Genomic DNA, 16,973 nt, shown 5'->3' on the forward strand with positions numbered 1-16,973 from the left:
CCAGTGCGACCAATATCTACCATGTCAGACTGATCGTGGGTGCGTTCCGCTGCGCCCGATAACGTTCATAGCAAGCAACCACTAAATCAACCATTCTCTGAAGCTCTTCCTGACTAGGTGTATCGCTCTTTTTATAGGCCTCGACTAAGGTGGGCGCAGGAGTAGATGATAGGGCAATACAGCCCTGCATGCGCTTAACCCGTTCTGTGTACATGTCAATCCCACCGCCCGCGATGGTGAGCACCACCGTGATACCGGACGAAATTTTGGAGAGCATATGGACGGTGTTTCCTGACAGATGTGCGGATGGCAGAAAGATAGAGGAGACCACAATTCCGATGCGGAATACGAAGGAAGCGACATCACCGGCTGTTTCCGCGTTTGAGTCGCTCATACCGCAGGTCGTCATCAGAATCTTCGCCGCCAGCACGATAGAATCATTTCCCGTTTTCAGCTGTTCGCTGTCGTTTCGCACCTGAATAAGGTTATAGAGCGCGCAACAGGCATCACCTGCCGCAATAATCATGGCTGTACCGGCCACAACGGTAAGAGGAATTCCAGCGCCGCCGGACAGTACCGCCGCCGCTAACGACAACCCAAACGAGACGCTAGACATGGTAAAACGCACCAAGTGCTGAATAAAATACCCGGTATAAGCCTGTCGCTTCAGCTGTTTTTCCTCACTCAACGGCGTCGCGATAATAGGTTGCGCCGAGCCAGGCGGAAGCAACACCGGGTAGGTAACGTCGGCATCATAGCCCTCGGGATCGTCACTGTATGCACTTGTTAGTGATGGCAAGCGGGAATAGTTGTCTACTCTTAGCATGTTGTTCCACATTGATTTCCCCCTGTACGCTATGCCAGAAGCTGGCTCAGCATCTGCTCTGCATAGACGCGCACCGTGCTATAAGAAGGGTCTTCGTAGCTCATCATCAACGCGGTCTGCAGCGCCTCTCTGGCTTCAGAAATTTCACCCATCGCTTTCAGACAGACCGCTATCTGATACACAGGCTCTGGATGACAGACGTCCAGCATCAGCGCGTAGCCGTAGTAGTTCATCGCCAACACATATTCCTTTTGCATCATCAGCACGCCAGCAAGCGCAATATGCGCGCGCCAGCTCCAAGGATGAGTCATTACACCATCCAAGAAAAATCAACTAGCGCACGATCGTAATCCCGCTGCTGCCAGGCGGCATAACCTCTGGCATAAATCTCATCCGGGGAGAACTCCAGCGCCTTTTTGATTACCGGGTTGTGCCACAGCGTCTGCTCAAGAGATGTTGTATCCATATTCTTCTCCAACTCATTCAGTAGTGTGATGAACGTCGCTTTCTATGGCTACGTAGTGTATCGGCGGTTATTTCCAGCCAATTCTCGCCGTTGTGAAACACCATGGCCGCCCCCAGTTTGTACAACAGTCGCACCATTTGATGCCGCTGCATCGCCAGCAGGCGATCCCACACATCGGTTATCACCAGCATTCTGACGGCGCGCAGCCACGAGACTTGTTGAAACAGGCGGCGGAGTACCCTCCATAGTTTCACCAGCGATGAAGGCTGGGGCTGACTGTCCGGTACGAGATGAAAACTGCTCAGGATCAGGTTATCTTCATCGATACGGTAGACGAGACGGTAGGGATATCGCTCCACTTGCTGCCCAAGCAGCAACCCGCAGCCAGGCAAACAGGCATAACGCGGAACCAGTCCCTCCTTACGCAGCAGTCGCGCTATTTCGTCCATACGATAACCTCCGGCTTTTAGCGCGAAATCGCGCGCAGGACCTGACTAAACACCTCGACGAGATTGCGGCCCATCTCCATCATTTGCCGCATGATTTCGCGGGCCTTCATCAACGTGTCGTCCAGCGTTTTGGCATACGACTGCGCCCCTTTGTTCTGCAGCTCGGCAATGGCTTTTTCCACATCTGCTTTGCGGGTTTCACTTCCCGAAACCCAGCTACCAATGCCGTTGGCCACCTGCCCCATGGCGTTGCCTACCGTCATCCCGGCCTCGCCAAAAAAGGATCCGCCGACCGTCAGCGCCCCGGCAAACATTCCGCCAATCGCCCCGGCTTTAGCGGCATCATAGCTATCGTCGATGGCTTTAACACTTTGCTGAAAGGTGTTGATCTCAAGCCCCCAGCTCAGCTTCTGTTTCTTTTGGTTATAGAACTGCATCGTGTCGCGCAGCTGCTTCGCAAGCATCAGCAGCTTGCTCCAGATCTCATCGAACATAGCGAAAAAATCGTTCGCATCGAGCGCTCCTTTACCACTGCCCTGAACGTTAACGCTGTCGTTAACGGATAACGTCCGATTTGCGGGGATCCCGGTCTCCTCAATGGCCGGGCTAGCATCCAGAAATACCATTGAATTTTCAGAAATAACTGCTCTGGACATCTCTCCTCCTCAGGCCCGTTGTCCTGCAATATTTGCCAACACCGTGCCGCTGTTATCGATAATTTTTGAGGCAATTCTTAGCGCATTGGCGCCATCCTGATACGCTTCATTGAGCCGCTTTTGCTGCGTTTTCTTACGGTCTTCCGTCCAGTTCTGCATAAAATCGATATAGCCCTGCTGCACAATCAGCCGTTCAATCTCTCTTTGCAGTTTTGCGTTGGTGACGGCCACGATGGATGCCGAAATACGATTCGCACCGCCGACCGTAGCCCGTGTGATAAGCAGGGCTTTGTGGGCACAATCGCTAATAACGGATTTCACAATGCTGCGGCGGAGCTTTTGCAAAATGGCGTCGAGAAGTTTCTTAGCCACCACCTCTTCGCTTTTTTTCAGCAGATCCTTACCGGCACCTTCGATAGCCATTTCCACAAGTTTCGCAACGCCTTCGCGGGTAAAACTTTTACTGATGCCGCGTACCATGTTCGATTCGGCCTCCAGCTCATGAGCTGCGGCTTCTATCGCCATATCGCCAACCTCAACCATCTCGCGCTCAAGCGCCATGCCAAAGTCTTTGCCCATCACCCGGCTGACTTCCTGTCCCGCTTTCTCCGCCAGTGTTTTCAGTTCACTCTCTGCACCTTTGACAACGGCATCGATAAGCGCTTTACCCACCCCCGAGTCCAGCACCTCTTCTGTGGCTTTGGTGATAGCTCGAGCGGCGCTAATACCGCGGCCGATCTGCATAATATCCAGCGCCAGCGCCACGCCTTCACAAGCGGTTTGCACCGTCCCTGCCGCATTGATGATGTCGTTGCAAACCGACTTATTGGCCCCCAGCAGCAGCGCGGTCTCTGCGCCCGCTTTAACCATCCCGGCCCCCCCTGCCGACAAATATGCCGCACCATCGGCAATCGCCAGCGGATCGGCGGTCAAAACGCCTTCAGCCATCTTCAGTACGCCGACCACGGCCTCAACGCCGCTGATTATCCAGTCAAAGACCGCGCTGAAGATCCCGGCTTTCCGCGCCTGGTCGGCCTGTTCAATCGCTTTATTGATTTGCTCCTGATATTCCGCAACCTGCTTGTTACGCAGTGCTGCTTGAACCTCAGTTGCACGTTCCAGCTGTTGGCACAGAGCATTGGCGTTGTTACCAGAAACGTTCAACACTAGCTGCGTCATCATCATGGATAACATCACGGGGTCCATTTCTAGTACGTTGCGCACCGTGGGGCGTTTCGCACCTTCAGACTGAGCGCCCACAAGCCTGCGTAGCGCGTTATCCGCCTCCTGCAGGCTCACGCGTCCCCGGCGTTTCACGCCCTTATCCTCGTCAGTAAACAGCGCCAGCGCGTGGAGGTGTTCACCTAATGCCCCGCAGGTGATGTGGGGTGTCTGTATCCGAGCGGTGACAGGTCGATGGAAAGACTCATCGCTGGCGGCTGGAGCACCGTTAATTTGCATCCGACTCATGATCTTCTCCTGTTTTGCTCAGGCCCGCGCGCGCACGTCGGCGTATATCCGCCACACCCTTGTTCTCATGGTTATCTCCCTGATGCTCCACGCCGCATACCAGCAACGCTGCCTGAAAGGCTTTGGCCGCCAGCGGAAAATTACCGCAGGCGAGATAACACTCCCCGGCGGCGCAGGGTACCTGCGCCGCCGATACTCTTATTTTCGCGGCACGCCCATAGGCGTAGATGGCATCACTCCAGGCAGCATCAGCTTGGCAACAGGCGCCCAGTTCAAACCAGTACTCAAAAGACCACGCATCGTAGATAGTCAGTACCTTAAAGATCCGGGCCGCTGCACCGTATTCCCCTGCGTTTGCCAATTGCCGCGCATAACGCTGCAAAACATCTAAATCAGCACTGATATCCGTAGCAAAAAGCATCCGCAACGCGCCGCCCTGCTGAAAAAACCGCAGCACTATCTCTGACTCCCGACCGTCCGTTTTCATCATCAGTACATCTTCTGTGCAATCATGCTGAGTAAGTCACCCCATTTGCTGAGTAATCCGGTCATCTGGGTGACAACCGCATTGATCTCCTGGGTCATTTTCTGAATGCTGAGTTGTCCCTGGGTCATCAGGTCGGTATCGCGGTTCGCGCTGTTATCAAGAGCCGCTTTGACCGCCTGCAGCGAGCCCTTATCCAAGCCATCTGTACCACCATGCTTGCTGATGTAATCGTCAATCGACATACCATCGACGAGAATGCCGTTATCGCGCATATATTTGACGACCTCATCGGGTACTGGTTTACGGGTTTTATCATCACCTTTTGCGGCGTCGGCAATAACCTCATCCATTCGATTAGACATATCCTGTGTATTGCGCGCACGATCGGTGCTGGTATTTATTTTGCCAAAAAGCGCGTTGGCACTTTTTTGCAAAACCAATTGCAAATTATCAAGAACCGAAAAACCGTAGGCGAATGGATTATTAATATCCTGATCATCCGCAACGGTATTATCATCGCCTGCGCCCAACTTGATATTCGACGTTGTTAAGCCCGAGGCGTTAAAGTCAAAACGATGACCTACTGATAGATTTCCACTCATATTTTCACCTCAGTAGCACTATTGGTCATTAACCATATTTTTAAGTCGCGATTGCAGTTGCTTTAGAGCAACGTTCAATGCTTGCATATCCTTCCCGGTCTGACGTTCCAGCCCCGCGATACCTTGAGGCATCAGAGCCTGCAGGTCGTTAAGCTTTTTCGCGGCGGCAGGGTCAGTTGCGGAACGCGCCACGAGTTCAGCCATCGCCATCTTCAGCTTGGTGAAGTTTGAATAGCACTGACACAGTCGGGAATATTCTCGCTCCATTCTTTTTTGTTCAGCCTCAATATTAGTTTTCATCATCAGGTTCTACAGGTTGATTGTGATAGCGATATGCAATCACCTTGATAATATCCTCGGCCTGAATCACCGCTTCCAGCAATAAGGTGAACTGCTGATATTGTTCCTGGGTGGCAGGTCCCTTCATCGACTGCAGCAATCGTATTTTTGCTGCCTGCAATATTTTTAATCTGTCCTGCGCCTGGTTAATCGAATTTCGCACACTATCTTCTAAATAAGTCAGCGTTGGCATCGCGTTATAGGCTCAAAAATTGAAAGAATAGTTAACCAATGCGTCAGGGAATCTGAGCGCCACCGCCGCGTCGGTCAGGGCAACGACTTCGCCTCCCTGCGGTAGCTGACTCCCCGTCCTCAGGCGCTCGCCATCTTCCAGCAGCAGGTAGAGCCCCTGCTGACCATGGACAATAGCGGCAATCGGCGAGGGGAAGCGCTGAATGCCCTCCCCGGACGACGCCACATTCTGGTAGCTCAACGCAATTCCGGGGAATTGCTGGCGCAATTGCGCCAGCAGATGGTTTAAAGATTGCTGCTCATTCATATTCAGTACGCCGCTGATAACGAACGCCTGACCGACTGAGGTCACGCTGACTTTTTCCGCCAGCCTCTGTTGCAACAGGCTGGCGATCAACGCGTTGATTTGGGTTTCATGAAGGTTGTCGATATGCAGATGTTTCAGACCGGGGATCGTCGTCAGCTGCTGCTGGATACCCGCCCAGCGCTTGCCCATCATGATATCGGCGTTAATGCTAATCTCGCCCGGTGCGTGGCTTGTGAGTTCTATCTCGTCATACCCCGCTTGGGTCAGGACATCTCGCACCTGCCTGATAAGCTGATCGGTGCACTCCACATTATCCTGATACAGCACTCCCCATGCGCCCAGCTTCAGGCGCACGCTTTGCAGCCTGTCGCTCTTTTCACAGTAGCCAGAGAGCCGAAGCGTGCCATTCTTTTCCCAGGTTGCGGCGACCTGCGTCAACCCGTTTTGCTGCAGTAGTTCCGCCACCCGTGAGGGCATCGGCGGCGGTGACGGTGGGGTCCCGCGACAAAGCAGAACCAATCCGGCAGCCCCCATTAATATCAGGCACGCAAATGCCATCCCCCAGAACAGGGCTGGACTTGTTCGAGGAAGCGGATAGCGAGATAGATTAGCGTGGTGTTGACCAAACGCCATTGTTAGCCCCAGAGCATGCACCACGCCCTCTTCGGGTAATGGCTTGTCGGGCTGATGCCGCCGACCATTGACCCACACCGGAGCATTCCCTGTATTGATCATTAGTCCTTCTGGTGTCGCGGTGAATTCAAGTCTGTCGCCGCCGCACAACGGAATACAGAGATCGCAGCCACGCTCTCCGACCGAGAGATGCCCATCCGCCAGCCACACTTCACGGCCGTGCAGCACCCCACCGAGTAAACGGATTTTCCACTCGCTATTCATGGCTGCTGTCGCTATTTACTACGGTGGCCTTGATGAGAAACAGACGGATAACGCTATGGGTTTGGTTGAAATCGTTGCGGAACAAATGCCCAATAATCGGAATATCGCCGAGCAGCGGGATCTTGTTCTGCGCTTGCGCCTGTTTATCCTGCTTAAAGCCCCCCAGCAGTAGACTCTGCCCAGGATGAAGGGTAGCCTGAGACGCTATCTCTGAGTTTTGAACTTCCGGTAAAGGCTCATCCTGACTCAACGGCGGGTTTTGCTGTCCGTCCTGGATATTAAGACTAAGCATGATATTTTGCTTACCCTGCTCCACAAGCAGCCGTGGGGTGACCCTGAGGAGCGACCCCGTGGTGATGGATTCAAGTTTTGCGACTTTATCGCCCTGCAGTTTGGTGTAAAACGTTATGTTTTTATCCAGCACCGCCTGAATGTTATTGAGCGTCACCACCGACGGTTGCGACAAAATATAGGCGTGGGAATTTTTCTCGAGTGCCACCAGACGCGCCATAAAGCTGGGCGTATTGCTAATGACGGTGGAAAATCCTCCTCCGGTTTTACTGTCCGGGCCGTTAAACGAGATGGAACCTCCACCCAGAGAAAGCGCTGAACTCCAGTCAATACCAAGCTGGCTGAGATCCCCAGCATCAACATCAATAATCGTGACTGAGATTTCTATCATCTGTGGCCGTCTATCCAGCTCACCGATGAGTTTGCGGTAACCCGCCATATTAACCGAACGATCCCGCACAATGACGGCATTTTGTCGCGGATCAGCAGAAAACATCGGTAATCCCTGCGTTGCAGCAGAACTGCTGTTCGTGGTCGGCGCACTATTATGGCTCATATCGCGCAGTACGCTGACAATCCCTGGGACGACGACGTTTTGATCGCGGTATTGGTAATGGTCATCCACCGCAGTGGCATATTTGAGAGGGTACACCACAAGGCTGACCGCATCATCCCGGCGGCGAGTCATCTCTCCATCCAGCATGGACGCAAGCTGGGTAATGCGATCGGTGCAAGCGGGTACGCCGTTAATATCGATGACATTAAAACCCGGGATGGTACGTGCTTCGCAGCTACTTTTTTCTGGCACGTCTCGTTTACGCAGATAACGAATAAAAGTGCTGGCAGACAACGTGTTTAACGTAATGACTCGATGCGCCACACGTGATGCGGGGTAGACAAACAGCGTATTGCCATCAAGCCAAGTCACAAGGTGATATTGCGTGGTTAATCTATTCAGAATTACATCAGGAGAAGCTGGCGGGATTGCACCGCTAAATGTTTCCACAATGGCCGGGTCGATAACCACCGGCGTGTCATAGTTATCTGCTAAATTTTGCAAGATCGCTGCCAGCGAAATTTTTCGGGCACGCAGAGAAAAATCTGCCCCTTTCCAAGCTAGCGTTTGCGCATGAGCACACAGACAAAAAAACAGCGCAGGAAATACCACCATTTTTATTCTCATATTGGCCTCAAATCTTTCTATCTTTGTTAAAAACAATGATGATGTTTGCCAAATATCGTGTTAGCGCCAAATGCTTTTCAATTTCAATGGCCATTTTTTCAGCTGACATATTTTTGTCATAAAAACAACACAACCATCCGCCATCAGGTGTTAACTGAAAGGCGTGATCGTGAATTTTCGTGGAGGCAGCAAGTAACAGAGTGATATGCTTCACAGTTTCAAGTGAAAAGTTATCGATACTGTCGATAAAAATAGCCAAAATTAAAGACAGCGCACACAAATATCCACGCGCTATCCTGCCATCTAACTTCATCAGCATGATTGCACTATCAGATGAAATACGTAGGTGCTCTACCGCAGGGATTTTCTTTAATTTATCAAACATAGGCAGGGCCTCCTGAATAGCGTCCATATTCGTTCAGGATCCCCTGGGTGTACATCAGTAAAAGACCTGATACCCTTTCTTCAGCGCCTTGCCATCATTTTCACTTACAAATTCACATGATGGTTTTTCGCGGAATTTATTACACTAATTTAGACTTTATCTGAATCGAAAATAAGGCGGAAACTTTCGTATTCTGACATCACTAAACCTGACAACGTCCAGCGTTGTAAAACCACCTAAGGATAACAATGATGAAAAATCAGCACTCCCTGGTGGGGAAATTAACATTACTAATATCTATTAGTCTAATAACCATTTGGTTGGTTACTATATTTGCCATAACCTCTTTTTCACTAAACCAAAATCGGCGACGGATTATTGAAAATTTATCCCATATGTCGCGCCTGCGGGTGGGCCTAACCAACCATCGATTTGAAGGTGCGGAACGAGATGCGCTGGCGCTAGCACAAAGCTATGGCCTCTACCACTATGTGCCTACAGGCACTCATCCTGCAGTAAAAAGTGAAAGTCGCTATTTCCCCATCGTTCCCGGCATCTGTACGCCGCGTGACAAACAGGCCCAAGATCTGAATTTCATTCAGGTTTATGGCACAGCAGGACAGACATACTATCTTGATAGTTTTATTCTTGACCGACGCTATGGTATTTCTCTTTTGCCCCCGCTTTATCATTCGCCCGATTATTTTATTCTCCGGCAAAAAAATCTGTGTCAATTTCCACGCCGCGCGACGCACGACAACCTGTTCTGGGGTAAACCAGAATACATTCAAGGCACCGGCTGGATCGTCTCTATCGCGGCGGCAGTAGGCTCTCATGACATCCTGGTTGGCTTAACTGTTAAGCTGAACGACCTGCTCTCCTATGGCCACAACGTCTCCGACAGCGATATCAATCTCTGGCTGGATAAACACAATAAAATCCTGCCCTTCTCGGACCTTGCGGAAAGTAACAGCAAAACGCTTCAAAAACTGTTACTGAACTTGCCTCTTCACGACGGATGGCAGCAGATCCCTGGCTATTTGCTGCTTCGCAGTGAACTTAAAGGTCCTGGCTGGCAGCAGGTTATCCTGTACCCGACCAGCGGGGTGCTAAAGCGGTCATTTAACATCGTGGCAGCGCAGCTACCTTTAGCCCTAACGAACTTGCTACTGCTGGCGATGATGCTGTTTTGGCTGCTTCACCGCCATCTGGCCCGCCCACTGTGGGACTTCGTCAGCATCATTGAGAAAACCGGGCCAGGCACCCTCTCCGCCCGATTACCGGAAAATCGCCACGACGAGCTGGGAAGCATTGCCCGCGCCTATAATTTGCTGCTTGATACCTTTCACGAGCAGTATGACAACCTCGAAAATATCGTCGCCGAACGCACCCGCGAACTGACGATCGCCAAGCAGCAGGCCGAGCAGGCCAATAAGCGTAAAAGTAGCCATCTGACGACGATAAGCCACGAACTGCGAACGCCTTTGAGCGGCGTACTGGGGGCTCTAGAACTTCTGCAATTAACCCCCATGAGTGATAAACAGTCGCAGTTGTCAAATACGGCCAGTCAGTGCACCTTGTCGTTACTCAGTCTCATTAATAATCTGCTCGATTTCTCACGCATTGAATCCGGACAGCTCTCGCTCCATGTCGAGGACACCGAAATACTCCCGCTATTGGATCAGGCGATGCAAACCATTCAGGGCCCAGGGCAAAGCAAAGGATTAACACTGAAAACCTTTGTTGGTCACCAGGTACCGTTAATATTCGAGGTGGATGGGACTCGCCTGCGGCAGATCCTAGTTAACCTGCTGGGCAACGCCCTCAAATTTACCGACAAGGGCGCGATTTGCCTTAGCGTTAAGCGAAGCAACGATTTTCTTATTTTCGCCGTGAGCGACAGCGGGCGAGGCATTGCCCTTGCAGATCAAAAAGCCGTTTTTGAGCCTTTTTTCCAGAGCCAGGGACACAGCCCAGGAACGGGCCTCGGTCTAACGATTGCCTCAACCCTCGCAAGAATGATGGGAGGATGGCTTGAGTTATGCAGTACGCCGGGATTTGGCACTTGCCTCTCGCTGTTGCTGCCGCTTGGCAAATATCAGCCTCCCGAACCGCTGATGGGCGAGATTGCCGCACCGCTAGTTCTGCATCGCCAGCTATGTGCTTGGGGGTTAAAGTGCGAAATTGCCAGAGAAGAGAGCGTATTTAGCGCCGATGATCTGTGCTTTCTGCCTGGAAAGCTTCGTGAAACCGTACTCCATACGCTTTCTGGCGTAGCGAGTGAGCGCGCCGATCAGCTTCCGGTACAACCCTGGAAGTTACAAATTTTGCTGGTGGATGACGCAGCTATCAATCGGGATATTTTTGGCATGATGCTGGCTTCTCTCGGCCAGGAGTTTACCCTCGCAGCGAGCGGCGAAGAAGCGCTGGTGCTGGGTAGGCAGCATCGGTTTGATCTGGTATTGATGGATATTCGTATGCCAGAGATGGACGGCATGGCGTGCGCCCAACGCTGGCGACGGGACGCACAGAATCACGACGCCCAATGCATGATTATGGCGCTCACAGCGAATACGGCGCCGGAGGAGATAAGCCGTTGCAAGGAGGCTGGTATGCAGCATTATCTGACCAAACCCGTATCTCTCAATCAGTTGGCTAATGGGATCTCTATTGCCGCGGAATATCAGTTGGAACGTGATATCGCTCTCCAGGAACAGGATCACAGCGTCGAGCACGCACTGCTTCCTTTGGATGATGCGGAAATGCGCCGCAAAATACGCCACTCGCTGCATTTGTTGCTTTGTGAACTCGAACATAACCTTGGCTCCCTGCCAAAAACCAGCACCCTGCTGCATACCCTCAAAGGGTGTCTCGGCCAGGCGGGGGTGAGCCCTCTGGTTTGCAGCGTCATCGATATGGAAAATCGCGTACGGCATGGCCTGACGCTGACCATAGAAGACATTTCCGAGCTTCGCCACACCCTGAACTTAGCACTGGACGCTTAAAACAGCGCCGGCCAACAAAACCGTCTATCAAGAGGTAATATAATGCACGATCACAGAATCCTGCTGGTCGACGACCACGAACTGATTGTCAATGGAATCATTAACCTGCTTTCTCCCTACCCACGCTTTCACGTGGTAGCGCACATTGATGATGGACTTGAGGTTTACAACGCCTGCCGCATTAATGAGCCGGATATCGTGGTGCTTGATCTGGGCTTACCCGGCATTAACGGGCTGGAGATTATTCCGCAGCTACGTCGTCGGCTGCCACAAATGGCGATTCTTGCCTATACCGCGCATATGGAAGAGACGATGGCAATACGCACACTAAGCGCGGGGGCGCTGGGTTATGTATTAAAAAATAGTAGTTGCCAAGTGCTGTTAGCGGCATTACAAAATGTCGCGGTGAAAAAATGTTATATCGATCCGACACTAAATCGGGAAGCAATAAACGCCGCACTTCGCGCCAAAAATGACAGTACGGAAATACTCACGCCGCGCGAACGGCAAATTCTCAAACTCATCGCCAACGGTTTTACCAATCGGCTTATCGGCGAGCGACTGTATATTAGCGTTAAAACCGTGGAAACGCATCGATTAAATGTCATGCGAAAACTCAACGTCCATAAAGTCACTGAATTACTTATCTGCGCGCGGCGACTAGGTTTAACAGAATAACGCCGTTATCCGTCGTGCATATAACAGGATGTATCCCGCTTTCACCCGATAGTGATTGACAGGTGGGACTCATACGATGAACTTTTCACCAACTAAGTGAAGGAAACGCTCATGAGTATAACTATCGGGACCACCCTTGGTGTTAATGAATCACAATTACAGGCCATGCTGACAGGCCAGTTTAAGGAAGCTACCCGTCTTGAAGGCTGGGAGGCATTCAAAAACTTCTTTATAAAATTACTCAATCACCTGCCAGGGATGAACTTAGAGGATAAAGAAAAGAACCTGAGAGATATTTATAACATTATTTATGGCGAAAAAAAGGCAGACGTGAGCGCAGAATCCTATTCAATAGAAACGCTCTGGCCGGCAGTTGTAAGGCTTGTTCACCTGATTGAAGGTGAACACGTTCGCGCGATGGAATTTGACCTGATCAGCCATAACGTTTCCGGTATGACTGGGCAACTTCATACTCCGGACCACCAGAATCTGATCATTCGCGTAGATGGACATACGCTACCCGAAATAACATTATCGAATTCGGATATGCATCACGAAATGCTTTCAAACGTACTCACCCACAACATGATCAGTAAGAATGGTGCGCCTGGAGTGTACCTGTTGGATCCGGAAAAGTTGATTTCTCAGGGCAACAGCGTTGAATTAGTTTCCTCTGCCGTTATAGCTACAAGGCATGGCTTCAAGGTGGCCAAAACACTTGAAGCTGCGCGTGTACTGGTGAAAAAGCCTATCAAAGAAATAAGCAACTTGGACGAGCAGATAGCGCAGTTAGAACACTATCAAAAATTGATAGCGGACCTGACCCAGTTAAGGTCCGTTCAGGACCCGCACGCACGTGCCGAGTTACACATTGAATTTATCGACGATAAGTTGGCAGCGCTGGATACCCACAGGCAGCAGCAGCTTGAAAGTCATCAACGACTCAACCATGCGTTTGTTGACACTCTCGTCGAGAAATGCGCCGATAACCTGCAACATGAAGACCTTCTCTGCAAGGACGCCATCAATGAAAAAATGTCCCTTCTTTCCACGCTCACTCTATACGCGGAATTGTTCTGCGAGGCAGATGATCATCGTCTGCAACAAATCCAATCCCAACTGAGGTTGGCTTACCAAGTCGCCGACTTGCAAGCGCAGATCCGTTCCTCCGAAACCTTCCCTCAGGAGCAATTTTCGAATCTGCAGGTCGCAATGAGACAGGCTGAGGCGGGACCACTGACAACGCTATTGAATGCTGCTCTCAATGCCATTCGGCAAATCTCCCCACCCAACATTGCCAGAGAAGAGCTCAAGGCTCTGGCACATCAAGCCTCCGGAAAATTGATTCAGCCTCTGGAAAAGGCAGAGGCAACCATGGCAAAGCTCCTGAGTAATCCAAGTTTTCGGTCAGATATGGATATCAACACGACCAAGAGAATGGTGACGGAGGCTAACCGCCTGCCCCCGTTTACACACGATAAAACTACACTTATCAGTCGCACTGAAACCGTCCATCACCAAAATGACGTCATCACCAAAATTGACAGGCTTCTAAATGAAGGACTGACGCTAGCCGATCAAAATATTTTAGATTTTCCACGGGAAACGGTCATTTGTAAATTGCAAACCCTGAATACTCAGTTGCCAGAAAGTCAAAGAAAGTCAAATTATCAACTGATAATTGATGAACTTAATGAAGGGATTTTACGCCGTAAGGTCGGTATCTGGCAAGAACGCGTCGGGAGTGTGCCGGATGAAGGAAAAAGCCCGGCGTCGGAGAATCTCGTTCAGTCCCTAAAGAAATTAAAAGACGAAGTACAACAACTCACTATTTCTGGACAGGGCAAGAATGAATTAAAAGGATTAATTGCTGGCCTGATTACCCAGCACCAGACCATGGAGTCCGTCGAAGCCATATTACGCCATCATACAGAAAGCAATACATACGCCTTTAAAGAGATTGTCAGCGACCTCTATAAGAAAATGAGCTCCATCGGAGATTATCCGCGTAAGCATGCACTGATGCAGCGTATCAATGCGTTGCAGACAAAGTGCGAAGAACTAGATAACATTAAAAATGATTTTGCTGATATTGACCAAAAAATTAACGCAGTTGCCAAATTTCACGCCACTTGGTCAGAAGACTTGGCGATAAAATTCGCCAGTCTGAAAAATCAGACGCAAGGCTTACCCGGCGGAAAATCGAAAGAATTCTTGATAAATAAAATTAGTGCCACTGAAATTGAACTCCTTGGAGTACAGAACTTGGAAAGAATATTTTCAGAGCCGGGAATGCTGTTAGCAAAAGCGAAGGAGAAAAATGGCTATCTCTCACAGCACTGGACACAAGCCTTATCTCTATTGGATAAGGTCGCTGCAGAGCTTAAAAAACTACCCAAAAGCCCCAGAACTAATGGTCTGGCAACACGTTTAGGTAACGATACGAAAAATGCGCTTAACCTGCTTAAAAGGATGATTGACGCGTGCCCCGAGGGGGATAAAAAATATATGGCTGCAAGAGAAAAGGAATATAAGCATCTGCGATACTTTATCAGTTCCATGGCAGGTTATTTGCCTAACGACGGCGAACTCACCAACGCAGTCAAAGAAATAAAACACAAAAATAATTTCAGCAGCAGAACGTTACTTGAAAGGCTCGCCTAGCCACTCACGTAGCCGGAAAGCACAATCCTAAAGCCTGTGGTATAAAGAAGATGACTTTATGCCACCCATTTTTCTACTTTCGCATATTATTTAACAGGCAGAATAAAAATCCAGTTATGGTGACCGACATGCGGTCACTTTATTTAGAGTCATGAGAATATCCTATTTTTATTTCCTAATCCTGCCTTTGATTATTTTATAATGTTGATCTTCTAAATCTTCGCACTTCCAGATAAATATCCCTTTACGATCTAATTCAGTACCTGAGCGATGAAATAATTCAAACTCCTCTCATTCAGCCTACATGTTGTCAGGGCTAAATAACTGATCCTAATACCGCTACACTTTAGCCAGCCCATGTTTTCCCCGGCTTTGTTGAATAATAGGTAATCATTCTGTTTTGTCTGCACTGTTTTGGTAGAAAACGCTGATGCCAGACAGAACACCGTCATACGCAAGCATGTAACGCATTGATTTTATGTTATCTGAAACAACCGTTTTCATAGTACCACAGCATAAAATCCATTTATTCAACAAAGCCCGTTTTTTGATATAGTCGGCGCGCTATTTATTATACATTTATCTCAAATAAAATGGAGAGTAACCATGACTAAGATTACATCATTTCAGCAAACGAATAGAATGCACTTCGAGATAAAAGCAACTGACTCTAAAAATAAGAGAAACAATAAATCCAGTTTTATTAATGTGTTGAAGGGCATTGTAAATAGCAGCGCCAGACTTAAAGTGTTTTTATTCAGACGAGCATCATGCAAAGATAATTTAAATAATATAAAACCATTCTACAGTAACATTAGGAATAACGTAATTAACTCTAAAGTTACGATGGATTTCATCACTAAAAAGTTAATAGAGTTAGATTTACCTGGAAAGGCAAAAGAAGATCCTGTTTACGCCAAACAGACGTTTGACGCTGTGCTGGCTTCAGTATATAGCAATAAAAAGGATTTCTTCTGCAAAAAAATGATTTCAAAAGACATTGACATTTCAGGTTATCTGAAGGCTGCTGGAGAAGCCGCTCTGCAAGCGGGTCTCGAAGGTAAAATAGATAATAATGATACCTTTATTCCAAATGGGGCTGGAGCAAATCCATTTGTAACTGCAGTTATTTCATCCGCTCAACGAAAGTTTCCTCGTTTTTTTTTAAACAAAAACCAACAGGATTTTTTTAAGCAATACGCTGAAAAAAAGATTTCATGTGAAGTGGGAGAAATATGTAAAGACAAAGGATTCATTTCTCCTGTTGAGTTTGGTGTTATGCTGGATAAAATTGCGAGAAGATATCTATTAAGCTAAATAACTGCTCGGAATAGTAGATCACTTAGAGGGAACTCAGTCCGGTTTATGCGATCTGATCAATCGCTGAATATCCCAAATCACCAGCCGGACTGAGCAATGTCGATCATAGCACCAATACGGCTTTGTTGAATAAATGGATTTTATGCTGTGGTACTATGAAAACGGTTGTTTCAGATAACATAAAATCAATGCATTACATGCTTGCGTATGACGGTGTTCTGTCTGGCATCAGCGTTTTCTACCAAAACAGTGCAGACAAAACAGAATGATTACCTATTATTCAACAAAGCCGGAGCCACGATTAATCAGGGCCTTGTTGTAGTTGCACCAGTTGGTGATTTTGAATTTCTGCTTAGCCACGTAACTGCCTGCATTATCAGGATTATGCGTGATCTGATCCTGCAACTCAGCAAAAGTTCGATTTATTCAACAAAGCCGCACAGACTACACATTGATAGTCAAAAAATTCTACTAACGCAACCTTTGCATCAAGGGGGCCATATGAAGGAGTGTCTATGTCGTTCAAAAGCAAATCGCGATATCGCAGTGTTGCCTGACCGATTGCTTTAGTTTGTTGCTTTAGCTGCTCTTGCTGAAGTTTTTCACTGACTTCAATAAGTATCTCTGGGTGAGATATAAGGTAATTTTTTGCGACTTCAACTATGTGCGCATCTAACTGAGGTGTATACGCGGGAGTGGCTTGATCAGCGCCAGTTGCAACTCCGGTAATCAGGCTGTTCAAAAGTAACGCGGCAA

16 protein-coding genes and 2 pseudogenes are annotated in these 16,973 nt (G+C 49.0%); 4 read left to right on the top strand and 14 right to left on the bottom strand.

Annotated features, from left to right (window positions below):
* Positions 1-16: 16 nt before the first annotated feature.
* The 12 genes and pseudogenes from F7Q90_RS07850 to F7Q90_RS07905 all read right to left on the bottom strand — a co-directional run bounded on the left by F7Q90_RS07850 (position 17) and on the right by F7Q90_RS07905 (position 8,550).
* The gene (locus tag F7Q90_RS07850) at positions 17-826 is read right to left on the bottom strand and encodes a hypothetical protein (protein WP_249042807.1); all 810 of its coding nucleotides are present in this window, start codon (positions 824-826) and stop codon (positions 17-19) included.
* Between the two features lie 29 nt (positions 827-855).
* Positions 856-1,292, bottom strand: a pseudogene (locus F7Q90_RS07855) (SycD/LcrH family type III secretion system chaperone).
* A gap of 17 nt (positions 1,293-1,309) precedes the next feature.
* Positions 1,310-1,741 carry a type III secretion system effector protein SseE gene (gene sseE / locus F7Q90_RS07860; RefSeq protein ID WP_006122167.1) on the bottom strand — a complete coding sequence of 144 codons (432 nt, stop codon included), beginning with the start codon at positions 1,739-1,741 and terminating at the stop codon, positions 1,310-1,312.
* Between the two features lie 17 nt (positions 1,742-1,758).
* Positions 1,759-2,397 (bottom strand): type III secretion system translocon protein SseD, encoded by a 639-nt coding sequence (gene sseD, locus F7Q90_RS07865; RefSeq protein ID WP_237166155.1) that lies wholly within the window; start codon positions 2,395-2,397, stop codon positions 1,759-1,761.
* Between the two features lie 9 nt (positions 2,398-2,406).
* Entirely contained in the window at positions 2,407-3,867 is a 1,461-nt protein-coding gene (gene sctE / locus F7Q90_RS07870; protein WP_044243254.1) for a type III secretion system translocon subunit SctE, read from the bottom strand.
* On the bottom strand, positions 3,848-4,357 hold the full coding sequence (gene sscA, locus F7Q90_RS07875; protein ID WP_006122170.1) for a CesD/SycD/LcrH family type III secretion system chaperone SscA: 510 nt from the start codon (positions 4,355-4,357) through the stop codon (positions 3,848-3,850). Before sscA ends, sctE begins: the two co-directional genes overlap by 20 nt.
* On the bottom strand, positions 4,357-4,956 hold the full coding sequence (gene sseB, locus F7Q90_RS07880; protein ID WP_006122171.1) for a type III secretion system translocon protein SseB: 600 nt from the start codon (positions 4,954-4,956) through the stop codon (positions 4,357-4,359). The genes sscA and sseB overlap by 1 nt, the downstream gene beginning before the upstream one ends.
* Positions 4,957-4,974: 18 nt before the next feature.
* Positions 4,975-5,259, bottom strand: coding sequence for a hypothetical protein (locus tag F7Q90_RS07885; RefSeq protein ID WP_044243257.1), 285 nt, complete (start codon positions 5,257-5,259; stop codon positions 4,975-4,977).
* Positions 5,246-5,488, bottom strand: coding sequence for an EscE/YscE/SsaE family type III secretion system needle protein co-chaperone (locus F7Q90_RS07890; RefSeq protein WP_044243259.1), 243 nt, complete (start codon positions 5,486-5,488; stop codon positions 5,246-5,248). The genes F7Q90_RS07885 and F7Q90_RS07890 overlap by 14 nt, the downstream gene beginning before the upstream one ends.
* Positions 5,489-5,500: 12 nt before the next feature.
* Entirely contained in the window at positions 5,501-6,691 is a 1,191-nt protein-coding gene (gene sctD / locus F7Q90_RS07895; protein WP_052310162.1) for a type III secretion system inner membrane ring subunit SctD, read from the bottom strand.
* Entirely contained in the window at positions 6,684-8,165 is a 1,482-nt protein-coding gene (locus F7Q90_RS07900; RefSeq protein ID WP_044243265.1) for an EscC/YscC/HrcC family type III secretion system outer membrane ring protein, read from the bottom strand. Before F7Q90_RS07900 ends, sctD begins: the two co-directional genes overlap by 8 nt.
* Positions 8,166-8,172: 7 nt before the next feature.
* Positions 8,173-8,550: a hypothetical protein gene (locus tag F7Q90_RS07905; RefSeq protein WP_006122176.1), complete on the bottom strand. Its 378-nt coding sequence runs from the start codon at positions 8,548-8,550 to the stop codon at positions 8,173-8,175.
* A gap of 248 nt (positions 8,551-8,798) precedes the next feature.
* Between F7Q90_RS07905 and F7Q90_RS07910 the strand changes: the two genes are divergently transcribed.
* From F7Q90_RS07910 to F7Q90_RS07925, 4 genes are all read left to right on the top strand, one after another.
* Positions 8,799-11,555: a two component system sensor kinase gene (locus F7Q90_RS07910; protein WP_006122177.1), complete on the top strand. Its 2,757-nt coding sequence runs from the start codon at positions 8,799-8,801 to the stop codon at positions 11,553-11,555.
* Positions 11,556-11,597: 42 nt separating this feature from the next.
* A complete protein-coding gene (locus F7Q90_RS07915; protein WP_006122178.1) occupies positions 11,598-12,233 on the top strand; it encodes a two component system response regulator in 636 nt (211 codons plus the stop codon).
* Between the two features lie 111 nt (positions 12,234-12,344).
* Entirely contained in the window at positions 12,345-14,897 is a 2,553-nt protein-coding gene (locus F7Q90_RS07920) for a hypothetical protein (RefSeq protein WP_006122179.1), read from the top strand.
* Between the two features lie 606 nt (positions 14,898-15,503).
* Positions 15,504-16,214, top strand: a complete 711-nt coding sequence (locus tag F7Q90_RS07925; RefSeq protein WP_052310163.1) for a hypothetical protein — start codon at positions 15,504-15,506, stop codon at positions 16,212-16,214.
* 294 nt (positions 16,215-16,508) lie between these two features.
* On the opposite strand, the pseudogene F7Q90_RS07930 reads toward F7Q90_RS07925, so the two are convergent.
* Positions 16,509-16,622, bottom strand: a pseudogene (locus F7Q90_RS07930) (IS5/IS1182 family transposase); the annotation flags it as partial.
* A gap of 1 nt (position 16,623) precedes the next feature.
* Positions 16,624-16,959, bottom strand: a complete 336-nt coding sequence (locus tag F7Q90_RS07935) for a thioredoxin domain-containing protein (RefSeq protein WP_006122181.1) — start codon at positions 16,957-16,959, stop codon at positions 16,624-16,626.
* Positions 16,960-16,973 lie beyond the last annotated feature (14 nt).

Source organism: Pantoea stewartii subsp. stewartii (genome assembly GCF_008801695.1).
GTDB lineage: Bacteria > Pseudomonadota > Gammaproteobacteria > Enterobacterales > Enterobacteriaceae > Pantoea > Pantoea stewartii.